The organism is Vibrio sp. ED004 (genome assembly GCF_023206395.1).
Taxonomy (GTDB): domain Bacteria; phylum Pseudomonadota; class Gammaproteobacteria; order Enterobacterales; family Vibrionaceae; genus Vibrio.
This window is the reverse complement of record NZ_CP066149.1, coordinates 378,644-396,818: the sequence shown is the minus strand read 5'-3', so window position 1 is coordinate 396,818 and position 18,175 is coordinate 378,644. Positions and strand designations below refer to the sequence as shown.

Sequence of the window (18,175 nt, the reverse complement as noted above, 5' to 3'; positions counted from 1 at the left end):
ACAAGAAGACTTAAAACATCGAGATTTGATGGTTGCCTTTCTGAGCTGGAAACTGAGCAAGATCGGGCAGTAATAATGACGTATTTTCAGACACTTGTTTCTGCAATAGCTCGTAAATAGCAATCGCGAGTTCAGGAGCATGGTTATTGTCTGGGGTGTGAATCATTAAATACGGTTGTTTGCCTTCACTAAGCCAGGTTGGGATTTTGCTAAACCATGGCTTAAAAAACTCGATGTTAGGCGCTTGGTCGGGATGTCCAATAAAGCGAATCATCGGTTTTTTTGCAGTCGCTATGGCATGAACGGGCACACGCGGTTTTTTCTGATGCGCATCGATCACCGCATCTGTGGTTGGCGGTGCGGAAAAAACGGGGCGGCTATCCATAATAATGCGATTGATGCCTTCTTCAACGAGCCACTGGTTAAAGCGTTTTTCAGCATCACCTTTGTCAAAGAAACCAAAGTGGCGGACTTCAACACCCAACTGCATGTCCTTTGGAAACAAAGTACAAAACTTTTGCAGGGCAGGGAGCATGCTCGGTTCAAAGCTGTGTGGTAGCTGAATCGTCCATTGACCTATGCGATCATGTAACGGTGACATGGTCATTAAGAACTCTTTGAGTTCGGCTTGGCAGTGTCTCAGTTGTTGCTGGTGGGTGATGAATTTGGGTAGCTTAAAAGTGAACCTGAAGTCATCGTGACTGGCGGCTTTCCAGTTATGTAAGGTAGACATACTTGGTGTCGCGTAAAAGGTCGTGTTGCCTTCAACGGTATGAAAAACTTGGGTGTATTTTTCTAGGCGTTCCGCGGGCTTTGTTCCCTTACCATAGAACTGACTTTGCCACTCAGAATGAGACCACATGGTTAATCCAAGTCTTAAGGGTAAAGTTTCTGCTGTTATTACACGATCATCCATCTATTACACCGTTAATTATCACGCCATCAGTCATTATAAAAAGTTTTTGGGTTGAAATTAGGGCGTGTTGATCTTTCGAGCTGGTTTTTGCAGCGAGTTGCTGGGTATTTATACAAGGCAGAGGCTTTGATGTGTAGCTAGCCTACATGAGAAGCCGATAACGCAGTAAAAATGACCAGCAAACGCTGCCCGAAGGGTTCGGCTAAAAGCGTTTTACTCTTTGTTGAGGGAGATTTACTTAGAATGACTAGGCTACTTCCCCCTCGCCGCGATTAAAACGCTTTTATCTCGAACAAAATTTAACCACGGAAGGTCAACGCGCCCTAAAATCTACTGTACGAGAGTTTTGCTGATTAAGGTACTTTCGAGATATAATTATCGCAATTTTTTCGGTTTTGATGAATCTTTGCGCACTTGGTGGGCTAAAAAGCAGCAAAGCCAGATAAAACACAATAAATTCGAATGTGGAAGGTCGATTTTAACCGAGTTTCCGCGTATAAATGTTTCTTTGCTCTGTTGTGTGGAATGACCACTGACAGCTTGGAAATTAGTAAATAATTAAGAGATTGGGAAATTCATTATGCGTACCCATTACTGTGGTAACCTGAACAAGTCCCTGGCGGGACAAACTGTAGAATTGTGCGGCTGGGTAAACCGTCGCCGTGATTTAGGCGGTCTTATCTTTATTGATATGCGTGATCGTGAAGGCATCGTTCAGGTTGTTGTCGATCCAGATATGAAAGATATCTTCCCGATCGCTAACCAACTGCGTAATGAATTCTGTATCAAATTTACTGGTGAAGTACGTGTTCGTCCTGACAGCCAAGTAAATAAAGACATGGCTACTGGTGAAGTAGAGCTTTACGCGACCGGTCTAGAGATCATCAACCGTTCAGAAGCGCTTCCACTAGACTTCAACCAAACGAACTCTGAAGAGCAGCGTCTTAAGTACCGTTACATCGATCTTCGTCGTCCAGAAATGAGCGACCGTATCAAGCTTCGTGCACGCGCTTCTAGCTTCGTTCGTCGTTTCCTTGATGAGAACCTGTTCCTAGACATCGAAACGCCAGTACTAACTAAAGCGACGCCTGAAGGTGCTCGTGACTACCTAGTACCAAGCCGTGTTCACAAAGGCAGCTTCTACGCGCTTCCTCAATCTCCTCAGCTGTTCAAGCAACTGCTGATGATGTCTGGTTTTGACCGTTACTACCAAATCGTTAAATGTTTCCGTGATGAAGATTTACGTGCTGACCGTCAGCCTGAATTTACTCAGATCGATATCGAAACATCGTTCATGTCTTCTCAAGAAGTACGTAACATCACTGAAAAGCTAGTTCACGATATGTGGAAAGAGCTTCTAGATGTTGAACTAGGTCAATTCCCAGTAATGCCTTTCTCTGAAGCGATTCGTCGTTTCGGTTCTGATAAGCCAGATCTACGTAACCCACTAGAGCTAGTGGACGTTGCTGACTTAGTTAAAGACGTTGAATTCAAAGTATTCTCAGGCCCTGCAAACGACGAAAAAGGTCGCGTAGCGGTTATCCGTGTACCAGGTGGTGCTAAGCTAACTCGTAAGCAAATCGACGGTTACGCAGAACACGTAAACATCTACGGCGCGAAAGGCCTAGCTTGGATGAAGGTTAACGACCGTGCAGCAGGCATGGAAGGTATTCAATCTCCAGTTGCCAAATTCCTAAGCGAAGACGTAATCAACGGTATTCTAGATCGCACTCAAGCTGAATCTGGCGATATCATTCTGTTCGGCGCAGACAAAGCGGGCATCGTTGCTGAAGCAATGGGCGCACTTCGTCTTAAACTAGGTACTGATCTAGAGCTAACAGATACATCTGCTTGGGCTCCACTGTGGGTTGTTGACTTCCCAATGTTCGAAGAAGACGGCGAAGGTAACCTACACGCAATGCACCACCCATTCACATCGCCACTAGGTGTGAACGCGGAAGAGCTAAAAGCGAACCCAGCAGCAGCAAACTCTGATGCATACGACATGGTAATCAACGGTTACGAAGTAGGCGGCGGTTCTGTACGTATTCACAACGCAGAAATGCAAACGGCTGTATTCGGTATCCTAGGTATCGAAGCTCAAGAGCAACAAGAGAAGTTCGGCTTCCTACTAGATGCTCTTCAATACGGTACTCCACCACACGCTGGTCTAGCATTCGGTCTTGACCGTCTAGCGATGCTACTTTGTGGTACAGAGAACATCCGTGACGTTATCGCATTCCCGAAAACAACAGCTGCAGCATGTCTACTAACAGACGCGCCAAGCCTAGCGAACCCAGCATCACTGGAAGAGCTAGCAATCGCTGTTAAACTAGCGAAGAAAGAAGACTAATCAAACGATTAGCCTAACTTTCTATTGAAGCTTTGAGTTTTAGATAGAGCTAAATTTTGCAGTAGAACAATAAAATGCCCGTTAATTTGACGGGCATTTTTTTTTGCGTTCGATATACTAAGCTCATAAAGCATGTATAAATAATCAGTGTTTGAAGTTATGTCTATTATCTTAGGGATTGACCCTGGCTCACGCATTACCGGTTACGGTGTTATTCGCCAAAATGGCCGCCACCTATATTACTTAGGGAGTGGTTGCATTCGCACCTCAGAAAAAGAGTTGCCGGGTCGACTCAAGCAGATCTATGCCGGTGTGAGCGAAATCATCACTCAGTTTCAACCCGATGTGTTTGCGATAGAACAGGTCTTCATGGCGAAGAATGCGGACTCGGCGCTTAAGCTGGGACAAGCTCGTGGCAGTGCGATCGTAGCAGCTGTAAATGCGGATCTGCCTGTTCATGAATACGCGGCTCGTTTAATTAAGCAAGCGGTGACTGGTAATGGTGGTGCGGACAAGTCTATGGTTCAGAACATGGTGATGAGCATGCTTAAGCTACCTGCCAAGCCACAGGCTGATGCAGCCGATGCTCTGGGCGTAGCGATCACTCACGCCAACACCAACAAAACTTTGATTGCACTTGCGGGTAAGGCGACAGGCGCAAGAAAAGGGCGTTACCGTTAATTCCCATTCTTCTGTTAGCTCCTACCATACAGTCTTTTAAACCAATTCTACTGATGAGCCTCACGACTTGTTTGGCTCATATCAAAATACTACGCCGCTAAATCCTTGATGAAATGAGATCTTTCGAACAGAACCCAGATAATAACATTGCATATCATTTAACATGTTATTAACATTGGTCGGAGGTCTAACAAGTTAATCAAGGATGATCACTGATGAACCCTATCAAGCTGTGGCGCACGCTGTTTCTACCCAAAAATAATGGGTGGAGTAACAACGAAGTCAGACAAGCCGATATCTTATTACTCTTTACCTTTATCGCCTTCTTTGTGGGTGTCTACAGCTTAATCAAATGGACAAAGCACGAAGAGCAACTCCTGATCGCCACATCTGTATTCCTTATCGTGTTCGAATTGATCTCTGCACTGCTGTTGCGTGTTACCAATAAACCAAGCCTTGCACTCAATTTTGGCTTTGTCGGGATGGCAGTACACGCGCTGAATATCATCTACCAAAGCGGTGGTGTGGTGGCATCGACTCAGGCTTATTGGGTTCCTTTGTTAGTGGTCGCTTTTTTCTTGTCAGGAACACGCATTGTCGCCTTAGTATGGAGTGGGTTAGTGATTGGCGTTTCATTGGTGATGACGTCGGCTCACCTGAACGGCTTTGAATTTCCGCAGTTAGTACTTACTCCGGAAGCGGTGGTGGTTGAAACCTGGTCTGGTGTGATTATGCCGCTGGTGGTGATTTGCATTGCTCAAGCGTTTACTGCCAAACAAAAAGAGGTCGCAATCGAAATGGCGGAAGAAGCGATTTCAGAAAGCCAGCAGGTTGCCAATCAAGCAACTCAAAGTGAAGCGCGACTCTCGGTGGTGCTCGATCAAGCCAATTCCAACTCTGAAAGCTTACAGGGTGTGTCTGTTCATCTAGACCAACAGTCGCGAGACTTACATTCTCAAGTTGAAGTGCTGAACATCAACTGTGAATCTCAAGCCAGCGCCGCAGAACAGATGAGCCAACAATTGCACCAAATGACTCAAGGTATCGAAGAGTCCAATTCATTTGTCTGTGAGCTGAAAGAACGCAGTGAAGCGGTTGGCGAGAAAGCGCAAAAGAGCTCTGAGTCATTAGAAGCCTCAACCAGTGCAATCACTCAGATCATTCAAAGTAATCAAGAGATCATGAAAGTCGCTGACTTGATTACTTCAGTAGCGGAACAAACTAACTTGTTGGCATTAAACGCGGCCATAGAAGCGGCTCGCGCAGGTGAACAGGGAAGAGGCTTTGCGGTCGTCGCAGACCAAGTGAGAGAGTTATCGGCGAAAAGCAGTCATTCCGCAATAGAAATTCGAACCTTGTTGGACCGCAGTAAAGACGAAGTGGAACATGGCCGAGCGATTATTGAAACCACGGCGAATGAGATGAACGGCATCATCTCGGAGGTGCAAAGCATCTCGACTGACGTTAATCAGCTCACCAACATCATGGCGATGCAGATGAATTCTTTGAAAGAGCTCGATCTTGCGAGTTCAGAAGTGGCGCAAAGTGTCGCGGAAACTAAATCTGTGTCGGGGTTAGTAGCTAATTATGGTTCTGAACTCACAGGACATGTTACCTCTGTCAAAGAGTTGGTCGAAAGCTTAAATAACGTGGTTTCACAAGCCAAACAAGCGTAAATAAATCACCCGAATAAACACAAAGAACTGGATAAGCATCCAGTTCTTTTATATTCTGTCCCTCAAATTATATACCATCAAGAGAGTGAATTGTGATCGGACGTCTACGCGGTACATTAATAGAAAAACAGCCACCAGAGTTATTAATTGAAGTGAGTGGCGTTGGCTATGAAGTTCAAATGCCAATGAGCTGTTTTTATGAATTACCAAACGTTGGCGAAGAGGCAATTATCTACACTCACTTTGTTGTTCGTGAAGATGCACAACTGCTTTACGGCTTCAACACAGTTAAAGAACGCGCGCTGTTCCGCGAAGTCATTAAAGCGAATGGTGTTGGCCCTAAGCTTGGCCTTGGCATCCTTTCAGGTATGACGGCGAGTCAGTTTGTTCAGAGTGTTGAGCGTGAAGACATTTCTACGCTTGTGAAATTACCGGGTGTTGGTAAGAAAACGGCTGAGCGTCTTGTTGTTGAAATGAAAGACCGCCTGAAAGGTTGGGGCGCAGGTGATCTGTTTACGCCTGCAACGGATGCTGCGCCGATTGACTCTATGCCAACCGTTCATGACGCTGAAGAAGAAGCGGTAAGTGCACTACTTGCATTAGGCTACAAGCCGACTCAAGCTTCTAAGGTTGTTTCTCAAGTGGCTAAAGAAGGCATGACGAGCGAACAACTGATTCGTGATGCCTTGAAGTCGATGGTTTAAGTAAAACCGACACTGAAATCGCGATGTAAGCTCAGTACTGCATCGCGTTAATCTCTAGCGAGTACTATCTCGTTAGAATATGCTTAGTATTGATGTGCTCCGGTATTGGTGAGCGACTAAGCAAGAATTAAAGATAACAGAGTTAACACTCTTAAATTGGAACCCTCTATGATTGAAGCTGATCGCCTCATTGCTCCTGATAATCCGGTCTTTAAAGATGAAGATGTTATTGACCGCGCGATACGACCGAAAGCATTAGCCGACTATCAAGGTCAGGATCACGTCCGTGGTCAGATGGAAATCTTCATCAAAGCAGCTCAACTACGTAATGAGGCACTCGATCATCTGTTGATATTTGGTCCGCCTGGCTTGGGTAAAACTACCTTGGCGAATATCGTTGCCAATGAAATGGACGTTAACATTCGCACCACTTCAGGACCTGTACTAGAGAAAGCAGGGGACTTGGCGGCATTGCTGACCAACCTTGATGAAAATGATGTGCTGTTCATCGATGAGATCCACCGTTTAAGCCCTGTGGTTGAAGAGGTGTTGTATCCAGCGATGGAAGATTACCAATTGGATATCATGATTGGTGAAGGACCTGCGGCGCGGTCAATCAAGATCGACCTTCCACCTTTTACCCTGATTGGCGCGACGACTCGTGCTGGTTCTCTGACGTCTCCGCTGCGTGACCGTTTTGGTATTACTCAGCGTCTTGAGTACTACAAAGTTGAAGACCTACAAAACATCGTTCAGCGCAGTGCCGATTGCTTAGGTTTATCTATGGAGTCTGCAGGGGCGTTGGAAGTGGCTCGTCGTGCTCGTGGCACACCTCGTATCGCTAACCGTCTATTGCGTCGTGTGCGTGACTACGCGGAAGTAAAAGGGGATGGGCATATTTGCCCTGAGGTTGCCGACAAAGCACTAAACATGTTGGATGTCGATGCTAAAGGTTTCGACTACATGGACAGAAAGCTTCTGCTTGCGATTATGGAGAAGTTTGGTGGTGGCCCGGTTGGTATCGACAATATGGCTGCCGCGATTGGTGAAGAGAGAGACACTATTGAAGACGTGTTAGAGCCTTACTTGATTCAACAAGGTTACCTACAAAGAACGCCAAGAGGTCGAATCGCTACTGACAGAGCGTATTTACACTTCGGAATAGATAAACCGTCTAATCGTTAAATTCTTCATTTTTAAAGATCCCAGTTGCATAAGCGCTGGGATTTTTTGCTTTTTACTGAATAACAACTCTTTGAGCGAGTCGATAAAAAGGCTGAATAATGGCCATCAAAAATGAAAACTTTGATTGCAGGTTTGATTTGGCTAACAAAAAATGAAATAAGTTGTCATATTTTTTGTTAATACTTTATGGGTAGTTGTAATTCGCATGTTGAGGCAGTGCTGAGCTTTTGTCACAGATATCATGCACTGTTATTAACGGAGGCTAAATTGGTGTGATTTTAATCATGATTGTTCAAAAATAACTCTAATTTGCTCGAATAAAATTGATACAAATCAAAGCAAGGTTCTCCTATAAACCTTTTGAAACATACTGATTTTACCAGTAATATTAGCGCCAGCTATATTAGCTCATGCTTAACAATAATCTAACTATAACGGTACGTTTTTGCTACAAATTTCAATTTGTAATAACAATTACACAAATTGTTTTAACATGGATTTTTGCGGTGAATAATCACACAAGTGTCATTCAGCCGACACAAAGGAGTTACCATGATTGATGTTGTTGATCTGTCGCGATTGCAATTTGCATTTACAGCGATGTATCACTTCCTATTTGTTCCACTGACACTAGGTATGGCATTTCTACTTGCCATCATGGAGTCAGTTTATGTAATGACTGGCAAGCAAATTTACAAGGACATGACTAAGTTCTGGGGTAAATTGTTTGGTATTAACTTTGCTCTTGGTGTAGCGACAGGCTTAACCATGGAGTTCCAGTTTGGTACTAACTGGTCTTACTATTCTCACTATGTTGGCGACATCTTTGGTGCTCCGCTAGCTATCGAAGCGCTTGTTGCATTCTTCCTAGAGTCTACTTTTGTTGGTCTTTTCTTCTTCGGTTGGGACAGATTGTCGAAGCGTCAGCACTTAGCGGTAACTTGGTTAGTAGCACTTGGTTCTAACTTCTCTGCGCTTTGGATCTTGGTAGCTAACGGCTGGATGCAAAACCCAGTAGGTGCGGAATTTAACTTTGAAACGATGCGTATGGAAATGGTGAGCTTCGCTGAAGTTGTACTAAACCCAGTAGCACAGGTTAAATTCGTACACACAGTAGCGTCTGGTTACACAACGGGTGCAATGTTCATCCTTGGTATCAGTTCATACTACATCCTTAAAGGTCGTGACCTTGCCTTTGCTCGTCGCTCTTTTGCGATTGCAGCATCTTTCGGTATGGCGGCGATCCTGTCAGTAATCGTGCTAGGTGATGAATCTGGCTATGAGCTTGGTGAAGTTCAAAAAGTGAAGCTAGCTGCAGTAGAAGCAGAGTGGCACACGGAAGAAGCACCAGCAGCATTTACTGTTTTTGGTATTCCAAACCAAGAAACAATGGATACTGACTACGCAATTAAAATTCCTTACGTAATGGGCATTATCGCGACACGTTCTCTTGATAAAGAAGTAACGGGCCTGCGTGACCTACGTGATGACCACGTTGACCGTATCCGTACTGGTATGTACGCGTACGAGCTACTTGAAAAGCTACGCGCAGGCGATAAGTCTGAAGAAAACATGGCTGCGTTCGATGAAGTAAAAGGTGACCTAGGTTACGGTCTACTTCTTAAGCGCTACACAGACGACGTTGTAGATGCAACAGAAGACCAAATCCAAATGGCTGCGGATGATTCAATCCCAACAGTTTGGCCTCTATTCTGGTCATTCCGTCTGATGGTTGCTTGTGGCTTCATCATGCTGTTTGTATTCGGTGCGGCGTTTGTTCAAACGTGTCGTCAGAAGATCGAGCAGAAACCATGGGTACTTAAAGCTGCGCTGTTCTCAATCCCACTTCCTTGGATTGCGATTGAAGCTGGTTGGTTCGTTGCTGAGTTTGGTCGTCAACCATGGGCGGTTGGTGAAATCCTGCCGGTTAACGTTGCTGCATCAGCACTGACTATTGAACAGCTTTGGACTTCTCTATTCGCTATCCTGGCACTGTACACAGTGTTCTTGATTGCTGAAGTTTACCTAATGCTAAAATTCGCACGTAAAGGTCCAAGTAGCTTAAAGACAGGCCGTTACCACTTTGAACAAAACGATAACTCTGTTGAAGACAAAGTTAGCCGTTCAGTCGAAGTATAAGTGAGGGAATATTATGTTTGATTACGAAAGCTTACGACTTATCTGGTGGGTATTGATCGGTGTTCTACTGGTTGGTTTCGCCGTAACTGATGGCTTCGATATGGGTGTTGCCGCTCTTTCTCCTGTTATTGGTAAGAGTGACACAGAACGTCGTATTATGCTTAACACGATTGCTCCTCACTGGGATGGCAACCAAGTTTGGCTTATTACGGCAGGTGGTGCATTGTTTGCTGCATGGCCACTGGTTTACGCAACGTCGTTTTCTGGCTTCTACTTCGCAATGTACGCGACGTTAGCGGCACTTTGGTTACGCCCACTTGCACTAGACTACCGTTCTAAGATTGAAGATCCAAAATGGCGCAAAACTTGGGACTACGCACTTTGTTTTAGTGGCACAGTTCCACCAATCATTTTTGGTGTTGCGTTTGGTAACCTATTACAGGGTGTACCGTTTGACCTGAACGAACTGATGATGTCTAAGTACCATGGTACGTTCTTCGCTCTGTTGAACCCATTTGCATTGTTATGTGGTGTGTTGGCGCTAATGCTGTTCGTTATGCAAGGTGCAACATGGCTTCAAATGAAGACAACAGAAGAACTGCATAGCCGATCTCGTAACGTTGCTCAGATCACTGGTCTAATTGCTATTGCTCTGTTCGTTATTGGTGGCTTCTGGGTTCAATCTATCGAAGGCTATGTAATTACGAGTACTCTCGATACGTTTGCAGACTCAAACCCACTAAACAAAGAAGTATCACTTCAAGTTGGTGCTTGGATGACAAACTTCGAAACGTATCCAGCAATGTGGGCTGCGCCGATTCTTGGTGTGGTGATGCCACTGCTTGCTGTGATTGCATCTCGCTTTGAGCGTGGTGGTTTCGCATTCTTGTTCTCAAGCCTATCTAACGCTGGTGTTATTCTAACGGCTGGTTTTGCAATGTTCCCATTTGTAATGCCATCAAGCCTGAACCCTAACCATAGTTTGACTATGTGGGATTCAACAGCGAGTGAGCTAACGCTTGGTCTTATGACTGCAGTTGCGGCGGTCATGGTTCCTGTGATTCTTGGCTACACAACTTGGACATACTACAAAATGTTCGGTCGTCTAGATAAGAAACACATAGAAGATAACGACGTTTCAGCTTACTAAGCTAGAAGTGAAATAACTTAGGAGAAATTTTATGTGGTATTTCGCATGGATTTTGGGTGTACTTCTAGCATGTGCATTCGGCATCATCAATGCTCTATGGCTAGAGCATTCAGAAATGATGGACAAAGACAGTGAGTAATCTCGCAGAGCAAGTTGCTAAGCTGCATCAACCAATGGATAAGACTCTGTTAAGAGCTTTATCCCTAGTATTGGGTTTCATGCATGTTGGTTTGGTAATGTGGGATCCTGAAGCGTATGCGACAAGCATCGGTGGCTTTAACGCGATCATCGGGCCAATGTTTATCTGGGCAGTATGCTCAAGCATGGTTTACGGTATCGGATTTAAGCCAAGAGCTTGGATGTGGCAACTGCTGTTTAGCCCGTACGTTTCGCTCACAATTTTGCTCTACCTAACGGTGCTGCGCCTTATCTAAATAAGGTTGTGAATTAGGTTTATAACAAAGTAAACCTAGGTAACTGTTGGGTTTTTAGTCAAAAAGAGGTCATCTTATACAGATGGCCTTTTTTTTCGTCTCCAAACTCAAAAAATTCACTGCCATATACTATTAATGATAATGAGTTAGGTTATAGTAATCTCTTTACCGTTTTAGGGTTGTGGAATCAATTTGCAGGGATTATCTAAGCCGTTTACGTGGCCAGTAACCGTATATTACGAAGACACCGATGCCGGTGGCGTGGTGTACCATTCTAACTATCTCAAGTTTTTTGAACGCGCTCGAACTGAGATGTTGCGCTCAATTGGCGTTTCTCAGCAGGTATTATTAGAACAAAACATCGGTTTTGTAGTCCGACATATGGACATAGATTTTATTCAAGGCGCGCGCCTTGATGATTCTTTACAAGTCATTACAAATATTTACGAGTTGAAGCGAGCTACCTTGGTCTTCTGTCAAGAGATCGTAAATCCTGATGGCAAAGCATTGTGTAAAGCAATGGTTAAGGTAGCATGTATCGACAATCAAAAAATGAAACCAAAGGCAATGCCAACATTTATTCTTACGGAGCTAACGAATAGTGACTGCTGAAATCTCAATCTTAGGCCTAATTTTAGAAGCTAGTTTACTAGTGAAGATGGTCATGCTGACTCTTATGGGCATGTCTGTTGTGTCTTGGGCGATGATCATAAAAAGAAGTAAAGTGTTATCTCAAGCTTCTAAACAAACTGAAGTGTTTGAAGATAAATTCTGGTCTGGTGTTGATCTGGCTAAATTGTATCAAGAGAGCAATAAGCGCAAAGATGAGCTTTCTGGTACCGAAGAGATTTTCTACGCAGGCTTTACTGAATTTGCTCGCCTTCGTAAATCAAACGCAACGTCTCCTGACTTCATAATGGAAGGTACTGGCCGTGCAATGCGCGTTGCAGTAGCCCGTGAAGTCGATGAACTAGAAACGAACTTACCTTTCTTAGCGACAGTGGGTTCTATCAGTCCTTACATCGGCCTATTTGGTACGGTTTGGGGCATCATGCACTCATTTATCGCATTAGGTGAAGTGAAGCAAGCGACACTGGCTATGGTTGCTCCTGGTATTGCAGAAGCACTTATTGCAACGGCAATGGGTCTGTTCGCCGCAATTCCTGCGGTAATGGCTTACAACCGCTTCAGCAGCCGAGTAGGTAAGCTAGAACACAACTACGCGACTTTCTCTGAAGAGTTCCACAGCATTCTTCACCGTCAAGCGATGGCTGGCAGGGAATAATAGATGACTGGATACCAACCTAAAAAACGCAAAATGACAGCAGAGATTAACGTTGTACCTTACATCGACGTTATGCTTGTTTTGCTGATCATTTTTATGGTGACTTCACCGTTTGTGACTCAAGGTGTCGACGTTGAATTGCCTCAGGCTTCAACGGCTAAGTCTGCACAAGATCTTTTGGGTGACGACAACGCGAGCTTTATTATCGTTGAAGTGAACAAAGACGGTGAGCTTGGTTTGAGCGTGAATGACGAAGAAGTACAACGTGGCTTATCTATGGAAGATATTATCGTCCGAGTGAAAGCTGAGTTGTCTTTGAAGCCGAATTCTCCAGTGGCGGTTGGCGGTGATGCCGCAACGCCTTACGCTGAAGTGGTTTTATTACTTGATGAATTAAGCCGTGCAGGTGTGCCAAAGGTTGGCCTTTTAACGGATATAAGGGAATAGCTCCGTAGCATTCATGAAAGCGACTAATAAAAAATCCAATAGTTTCAGAAAACCGCTTCTTATTTCACTTGGGCTGCACGTCATTCTATTCGTTGCGCTCATTTGGGGAGCGGATTTCACGATGTCAGAACCTAAGCCGACAGGACAAATGGTTCAGGCTGTGGTGATTGATCCTCAGTTGGTCCGCCAGCAAGCTCAACAGATTCGTCAACAACGAGAAGCGGCGAGCAAGAAAGAGCAAGAGCGTCTAGACAAACTCAGACGTGAAAGTGAACGACTGGAAAAGAATCGTAAAGCGGAAGAAGAAAACATCCGTAAGCTAAAAGAACAGCAAGCGAAGGACGCAAAAGCCGCTCGAGAGGCTGAAAAACGACGTATCGAGAACGAGAAGAAACGCAAAGCTGAAGAAGCGCGTTTACAGCAAGAGCAAAAGAAAGCAGCTAAAGCAGAAGCTGACCGCAAGTTGAAAGAAGCGGCGTTGGTGAAAGCTGAAAATGAACGTAAAGCCAAAGAAGCTGCTATCGCGAAAGCTGAACAAGAACGCGTGGCAAAAGAAAAAGCCGCACAAGAGGCCGCTGAAAAAGCTCGTAAAGAGAAAGAAGCCGCTGAACTCGCTGAAAAGCAACGTATAGCCAAAGAGAAAGAAGCAGCCGCTGCAGCAGAGAAAGCCCGTAAGGCAAAGGAAGCTGCAGCAAGAGCGGAAAAAGAGCGTAAACAGCAAGAAGCAGCATTGAACGATATCTTTGCTGGGCTTGAAACTGAAGCGACTCAAAACTCTTCAGCAAGACAACAATTTATTAGTGATGAAGCGCAACGTTACGGTGCAATTTATACCCAGTTGATTCAACAGAACCTGTTGTTAGAAGACAGCTTCCGAGGACGCTCGTGTCGAGTGAACCTTAAACTGATTCCAACTGGATCTAACGCGATATTGGGCAGCTTGAGTATCTTGGATGGCGATAGCCGTTTATGTGCAGCAACCAAGCGTGCTGTGGCACAAGTGCAATCTTACCCGTTGCCTAAAGACCCAGACATTGTGAAGTCACTAAAAGATATTAACTTAACTGTATCACCAGAGTAAAAGGACGAACTTGTGTTAAAAAAACTATTACTGAGTTTTGTTTTTGTAATAGCGACAAGCAGCCAGTTTGCACATGCGGCACTGGAGCTGGTTATTACAGATGGTATTAACTCTGCAAGACCTATCGCTATTGTACCTTTCCGCTGGGAAGGCGCAGAGCCATTGCCACACGATGTATCAGCAGTTATCGCTTCTGACCTACAACGCAGTGGTAAATTCAGCCCAGTTGCAACAAGCAAAATGCCTCAAACACCTTACAGTGAAGGTGAGGTGAATTTTGATGCTTGGACTAACCTCGGCGTTGACTCATTACTAACCGGTAGCATTACTAAAAATGCCGAAGGGCAGTATGTGGTGAACTACCAGTTGATCGACATTGTTCGTGGTCAACTGACCAAAGGACAAAGCCGTGCGTTAAGTGATGAAGGCCAATTGGTACTTTCTAAAGATCACGTGTTGTTCAACAAAAAAGCAACAGTGCCAGGTAAACGCTTGAGAGAATATGCGCACCGCATCTCTGACTTAGTATATGAAGAACTAACTGGTGAGAAAGGCGCGTTCTTAACACGTATCTCTTACGTAGTTGTGAACGACAAAGACAAGTACCCATATCAACTTCGTGTTGCTGACTACGATGGTTTTAACGAGCGTCTAGTGCTTCGTTCTAAGCAACCTCTCATGTCACCAGCCTGGTCACCAGATGGTAAAAAGCTTGCTTATGTGAGTTTCCAAAATGGCCAAGCTGAAATATTCATCATGAATATTTACACCGGTGAACGCGAGAAAGTGACGTCATACCCTCGTCATAATGGTGCGCCAAGATTCTCGCCAGATGGTAAAACATTGGCATTGGTATTGTCGAAAACCGGTAGCCTGCAGGTGTACACACTTGACCTTGCTAGCCGTAAGCTTACTCAAATTACCCGCGGCCGTTCGAATAATACTGAACCATTCTGGCACCCAGATGGCAAGTCTCTTATTTTCACATCGGATCGTGGTGGTAAACCACAGATTTATAATGTAAATTTGTCAAATAATTCGACATCTCGTATTACTTGGCAAGGTAGCCAAAACTTAGGTGGCCAGATCACTCCTGATGGACGATTCCTAATCATGGTAAATCGCAGCAACTCAGGGTTTAACTTGGCTAAGCAGGATTTGGAAACAGGTGCGGTTCAGGTACTAACAAAAACGTTGTTAGACGAATCTCCAAGTATTGCACCGAATGGAGGTATGGTTATCTATAGCTCTATTTACAACAAGACAAATGTACTATCGATGGTTTCTATCGATGGACGTTTTAAAGCTCGATTACCGGCAACTAACGGACGCGTGAGAGCGCCTGCGTGGTCACCGTTTCTCTAGTTATTTTGATACATTCTTTTAGCTATTGATAGTGTTAACTATTGTGGCGTTTAACTATCTATAGCACTTAGTCGCTGTAGAAACTAAGTTTGATAACGTAAGGAAAAAAAGATGCAACTTAACAAAGTTCTTAAAGGCTTGATGATTGCACTACCAGTGATGGCAGTAACAGCATGTAGCTCAACTGATGAAGCAACATCTGCAACATCTGGTACAGAAAGCAACCAAACAACTTCAGGTTCAGAAGGCAACGTAGACACAACTGTTGTAACGCCAATTGACGCTAACGGTCAACTGTCTGAGCAAGAGCTTAAAGAGCAAGCGCTACGTGAAACTCAAACAATCTACTTCGCATTCGATAACTCTACTATCGCTGGCGACTACGAAGAAATGCTAGCAGCTCACGCAGCTTACCTAGTTAAGAACGTTGACATGAACGTTACTATCGAAGGTCACGCTGATGAGCGCGGTACTCCTGAGTACAACATCGCACTTGGCGAGCGTCGTGCACAAGCTGTAGCTAAGTACCTACAAGCTCTAGGTGTTCAAGCTGACCAAATCTCTATCGTAAGCTACGGTGAAGAGAAGCCACTTCTTCTAGGTCAATCTGAAGATGTGTACGCTAAAAACCGTCGCGCAGTACTAGTTTACTAATTTTAGTAGACTCTATAATTGAGGAATTGCCTCATGTTCAGTAACACAAAGCGAGTTATTTTGCTTTCGTTACTGGCAAGTGCAGCGAACACCGCGTTCGCTGCACCAGCTCCAGTATCCGATCTCAATAGCACCGCAACCAATTCATCATCTTCCTCTCGATCAGCATCTAACGAATCAGATATTGAGCGTTTAGAACGCCTGCTTCAAAATCGCAACCTCGTTCAGCTTCAAATGCAACAGCAAATCGACGACATGGCACTGGAGATCAGTGAACTTCGTGGTGAGCTGGAACGAAACAGTTACGATATGAAGCAAATGCTAGAGCGTCAACGTGAACTGTTTATTGAACTGGATCGCGTGAGAGGCGAGGTGAAAGCCGCAGGAACAGCAACGGTAGCAGTGGCGGCGAGCGAAGGCTCTAAAGACGCTTCTGGTACGTTCAGTACTGATGTGGATGAGCAAACCGCTTATCAAAATGCTGTAGATATGATTCTAAAGCAACGAGACTACACGGGTGCTATTGCAGCATTCCAAAAGTTTCAAAAAGACTTCCCAGATTCTACCTTCACACCTAACTCACATTACTGGTTAGGACAGCTTTATTTCGCTAAGAAGCAAGATAAAGAAGCGGTGAAGAGCTTTGCCGCTGTTGTGTCATACAAAGACTCAAACAAGCGAGCAGATGCACTGGTTAAGCTTGGTGACATAGCTGCGCGCAACAACAACGCGGAGCAGGCTAAGAAATATTACCAACAAGTCGTTACCGAGTACCCAAACAGTGCCTCGGCTAAAGTGGCTAAAACCCACTTATAAAACCAAATAGGGGTGCTCAGGCACCTCTTTTTATACCTGCTCACTTCCATTTGGTGTTAACTCATCTTGTTAGTGATGCCAATTAATGATAACAACGTATAGCAGTGTTTATGCGTTTTAAGCATTAGCTGGACACCGCTTGCAACCAATCCTTTTTGATCCTAATCGCTGTCCTGTGTAGAATACTCGGATTCTCGGAAGAAGTTGCGTAGAGCAAGAGCAATGAGTCATATACTAGATAAAATCGATACAGTTTACCCGTTTCCGCCTAAGCCAGTTCCATTGAGCGACGCTCAGAAACAGGCCCACATCGCAAACATCAAAAAACTACTTCAAGAAAAAGATGCAGTTCTAATTGCACACTACTACACAGACCCTGAAATTCAGGCTCTGGCAGAAGAAACTGGTGGTTTCGTTGGCGATTCATTAGAAATGGCTAAATTCGGTAACCGTCACTCAGCAAGCACTTTGATCATCGCTGGTGTTCGTTTTATGGGTGAGTCTGCAAAGATACTTACTCCTGAAAAACGCATTCTAATGCCAACACTTGAAGCTGAATGTTCACTTGACCTTGGTTGTCCTGCTGATAAATTTACAGAATTTTGTGATGCTCACCCTGACCACACAGTGGTTGTATACGCGAACACCTCTGCGGCTGTTAAAGCTCGTGCAGACTGGGTGGTTACGTCGAGTATCGCTTTAGAAATCGTTGAAAGCCTAGACGCTGAAGGCAAGCCAATTATTTGGGGCCCAGACCGTCACCTAGGTTCTTACATTGCAAATCAAACCGGCGCTGACATGTTGCTTTGGCAAGGTGAGTGTATCGTTCATGACGAGTTCTCAGCTGATGCTCTGAAGAAAATGAAATCGGTATACCCAGAAGCGGCTATTTTGGTTCACCCAGAATCACCAGCAAGTGTGGTTGAACTGGCTGACGCTGTAGGTTCAACAAGCCAACTGATTAAGAAGGCGAAAGAGCTTCCTCATCCACAGATGATTGTTGCGACTGACAAAGGTATCTTCTTCAAGATGCAGCAATTGGTTCCTGAAAAAGAACTGATTGAAGCGCCAACCGCTGGTGCTGGTGCAACTTGTCGTAGCTGTGCACACTGTCCTTGGATGGCGATGAACGGCCTTGAAGCGATTGAAAATGCGCTTGAGAACGGTGGTGAGCAACACGAGATCTTCGTTTCTGACGAACTGCGTGTGAAGTCTCTTATCCCATTGAACCGCATGCTAGATTTTGCTGAGCAGTTAAATGTGCAGATAAAAGGTAACGCGTAAGCCGT

18 protein-coding genes are annotated in these 18,175 nt (G+C 44.7%); 17 read left to right on the top strand and 1 reads right to left on the bottom strand.

Translation table 11 applies throughout. The features are described from left to right. Nucleotides 1-10 precede the first annotated feature (10 nt). Nucleotides 11-916: a DUF72 domain-containing protein gene (locus ITG10_RS01680; protein ID WP_248386648.1), complete on the bottom strand. Its 906-nt coding sequence runs from the start codon at nt 914-916 to the stop codon at nt 11-13. A 580-nt stretch (nt 917-1,496) separates the two neighbouring features. Here ITG10_RS01680 and aspS point away from each other — a divergent pair. The 17 genes from aspS (at nt 1,497) to nadA (ending at nt 18,170) form a co-directional block, all read left to right on the top strand. Further along, nucleotides 1,497-3,269, top strand: a complete 1,773-nt coding sequence (gene aspS, locus ITG10_RS01675; protein WP_017630636.1) for an aspartate--tRNA ligase — start codon at nt 1,497-1,499, stop codon at nt 3,267-3,269. Nucleotides 3,270-3,428: 159 nt separating this feature from the next. Beyond that, on the top strand, nt 3,429-3,950 hold the full coding sequence (ruvC, locus tag ITG10_RS01670) for a crossover junction endodeoxyribonuclease RuvC (protein WP_008219936.1): 522 nt from the start codon (nt 3,429-3,431) through the stop codon (nt 3,948-3,950). A gap of 215 nt (nt 3,951-4,165) precedes the next feature. Continuing rightward, nucleotides 4,166-5,626 carry a methyl-accepting chemotaxis protein gene (locus ITG10_RS01665; RefSeq protein WP_248386646.1) on the top strand — a complete coding sequence of 487 codons (1,461 nt, stop codon included), beginning with the start codon at nt 4,166-4,168 and terminating at the stop codon, nt 5,624-5,626. Nucleotides 5,627-5,718: 92 nt separating this feature from the next. Then, nucleotides 5,719-6,330: a Holliday junction branch migration protein RuvA gene (gene ruvA, locus ITG10_RS01660; RefSeq protein ID WP_008219934.1), complete on the top strand. Its 612-nt coding sequence runs from the start codon at nt 5,719-5,721 to the stop codon at nt 6,328-6,330. Nucleotides 6,331-6,498: 168 nt separating this feature from the next. Then, entirely contained in the window at nt 6,499-7,515 is a 1,017-nt protein-coding gene (ruvB, locus tag ITG10_RS01655) for a Holliday junction branch migration DNA helicase RuvB (RefSeq protein WP_017630635.1), read from the top strand. A 552-nt stretch (nt 7,516-8,067) separates the two neighbouring features. Further along, nucleotides 8,068-9,654 (top strand): cytochrome ubiquinol oxidase subunit I, encoded by a 1,587-nt coding sequence (cydA, locus tag ITG10_RS01650; RefSeq protein WP_017630634.1) that lies wholly within the window; start codon nt 8,068-8,070, stop codon nt 9,652-9,654. A gap of 13 nt (nt 9,655-9,667) precedes the next feature. Continuing rightward, a complete protein-coding gene (cydB, locus tag ITG10_RS01645) occupies nt 9,668-10,804 on the top strand; it encodes a cytochrome d ubiquinol oxidase subunit II (RefSeq protein ID WP_017630633.1) in 1,137 nt (378 codons plus the stop codon). A gap of 31 nt (nt 10,805-10,835) precedes the next feature. Continuing rightward, nucleotides 10,836-10,943, top strand: a complete 108-nt coding sequence (gene cydX / locus ITG10_RS01640) for a cytochrome bd-I oxidase subunit CydX (RefSeq protein ID WP_000270284.1) — start codon at nt 10,836-10,838, stop codon at nt 10,941-10,943. Then, entirely contained in the window at nt 10,936-11,238 is a 303-nt protein-coding gene (gene ybgE, locus ITG10_RS01635) for a cyd operon protein YbgE (protein WP_017630632.1), read from the top strand. Before cydX ends, ybgE begins: the two co-directional genes overlap by 8 nt. A gap of 192 nt (nt 11,239-11,430) precedes the next feature. Continuing rightward, complete coding sequence (gene ybgC, locus ITG10_RS01630) at nt 11,431-11,850, top strand: tol-pal system-associated acyl-CoA thioesterase (RefSeq protein ID WP_009846376.1); 420 nt, start codon at nt 11,431-11,433, stop codon at nt 11,848-11,850. After that, nucleotides 11,840-12,523 (top strand): protein TolQ, encoded by a 684-nt coding sequence (gene tolQ, locus ITG10_RS01625; protein WP_017062073.1) that lies wholly within the window; start codon nt 11,840-11,842, stop codon nt 12,521-12,523. Before ybgC ends, tolQ begins: the two co-directional genes overlap by 11 nt. Before the next feature lie 3 nt (nt 12,524-12,526). Then, a complete protein-coding gene (gene tolR / locus ITG10_RS01620) occupies nt 12,527-12,970 on the top strand; it encodes a protein TolR (protein WP_248386645.1) in 444 nt (147 codons plus the stop codon). A gap of 13 nt (nt 12,971-12,983) precedes the next feature. Beyond that, the gene (gene tolA, locus ITG10_RS01615; RefSeq protein WP_017630630.1) at nt 12,984-14,051 is read left to right on the top strand and encodes a cell envelope integrity protein TolA; all 1,068 of its coding nucleotides are present in this window, start codon (nt 12,984-12,986) and stop codon (nt 14,049-14,051) included. A 12-nt stretch (nt 14,052-14,063) separates the two neighbouring features. Further along, nucleotides 14,064-15,416 (top strand): Tol-Pal system beta propeller repeat protein TolB, encoded by a 1,353-nt coding sequence (gene tolB / locus ITG10_RS01610; RefSeq protein ID WP_048607285.1) that lies wholly within the window; start codon nt 14,064-14,066, stop codon nt 15,414-15,416. Between the two features lie 111 nt (nt 15,417-15,527). Continuing rightward, nucleotides 15,528-16,070 (top strand): peptidoglycan-associated lipoprotein Pal, encoded by a 543-nt coding sequence (pal, locus tag ITG10_RS01605; RefSeq protein ID WP_017062069.1) that lies wholly within the window; start codon nt 15,528-15,530, stop codon nt 16,068-16,070. A 33-nt stretch (nt 16,071-16,103) separates the two neighbouring features. After that, nucleotides 16,104-16,886 (top strand): tol-pal system protein YbgF, encoded by a 783-nt coding sequence (ybgF, locus tag ITG10_RS01600; RefSeq protein WP_017630628.1) that lies wholly within the window; start codon nt 16,104-16,106, stop codon nt 16,884-16,886. Between the two features lie 222 nt (nt 16,887-17,108). After that, complete coding sequence (nadA, locus tag ITG10_RS01595; protein WP_017630627.1) at nt 17,109-18,170, top strand: quinolinate synthase NadA; 1,062 nt, start codon at nt 17,109-17,111, stop codon at nt 18,168-18,170. Nucleotides 18,171-18,175 lie beyond the last annotated feature (5 nt).

What these genes read in the sequence shown, in the direction of transcription:
- aspS (WP_017630636.1), top strand. Translation starts at nt 1,497, where the DNA reads ATGCGTACCCATTACTGTGGTAACCTGAACAAGTCCCTGGCGGGACAA.
- pal (WP_017062069.1), top strand. Translation starts at nt 15,528, where the DNA reads ATGCAACTTAACAAAGTTCTTAAAGGCTTGATGATTGCACTACCAGTG.
- nadA (WP_017630627.1), top strand. Translation starts at nt 17,109, where the DNA reads ATGAGTCATATACTAGATAAAATCGATACAGTTTACCCGTTTCCGCCT.
- ITG10_RS01680 (WP_248386648.1), bottom strand. Translation starts at nt 916, where the DNA reads ATGGATGATCGTGTAATAACAGCAGAAACTTTACCCTTAAGACTTGGA.
- cydA (WP_017630634.1), top strand. Translation starts at nt 8,068, where the DNA reads ATGATTGATGTTGTTGATCTGTCGCGATTGCAATTTGCATTTACAGCG.
- ruvC (WP_008219936.1), top strand. Translation starts at nt 3,429, where the DNA reads ATGTCTATTATCTTAGGGATTGACCCTGGCTCACGCATTACCGGTTAC.
- cydB (WP_017630633.1), top strand. Translation starts at nt 9,668, where the DNA reads ATGTTTGATTACGAAAGCTTACGACTTATCTGGTGGGTATTGATCGGT.
- ITG10_RS01665 (WP_248386646.1), top strand. Translation starts at nt 4,166, where the DNA reads ATGAACCCTATCAAGCTGTGGCGCACGCTGTTTCTACCCAAAAATAAT.
- tolA (WP_017630630.1), top strand. Translation starts at nt 12,984, where the DNA reads ATGAAAGCGACTAATAAAAAATCCAATAGTTTCAGAAAACCGCTTCTT.
- cydX (WP_000270284.1), top strand. Translation starts at nt 10,836, where the DNA reads ATGTGGTATTTCGCATGGATTTTGGGTGTACTTCTAGCATGTGCATTC.
- ruvB (WP_017630635.1), top strand. Translation starts at nt 6,499, where the DNA reads ATGATTGAAGCTGATCGCCTCATTGCTCCTGATAATCCGGTCTTTAAA.
- ybgF (WP_017630628.1), top strand. Translation starts at nt 16,104, where the DNA reads ATGTTCAGTAACACAAAGCGAGTTATTTTGCTTTCGTTACTGGCAAGT.
- tolR (WP_248386645.1), top strand. Translation starts at nt 12,527, where the DNA reads ATGACTGGATACCAACCTAAAAAACGCAAAATGACAGCAGAGATTAAC.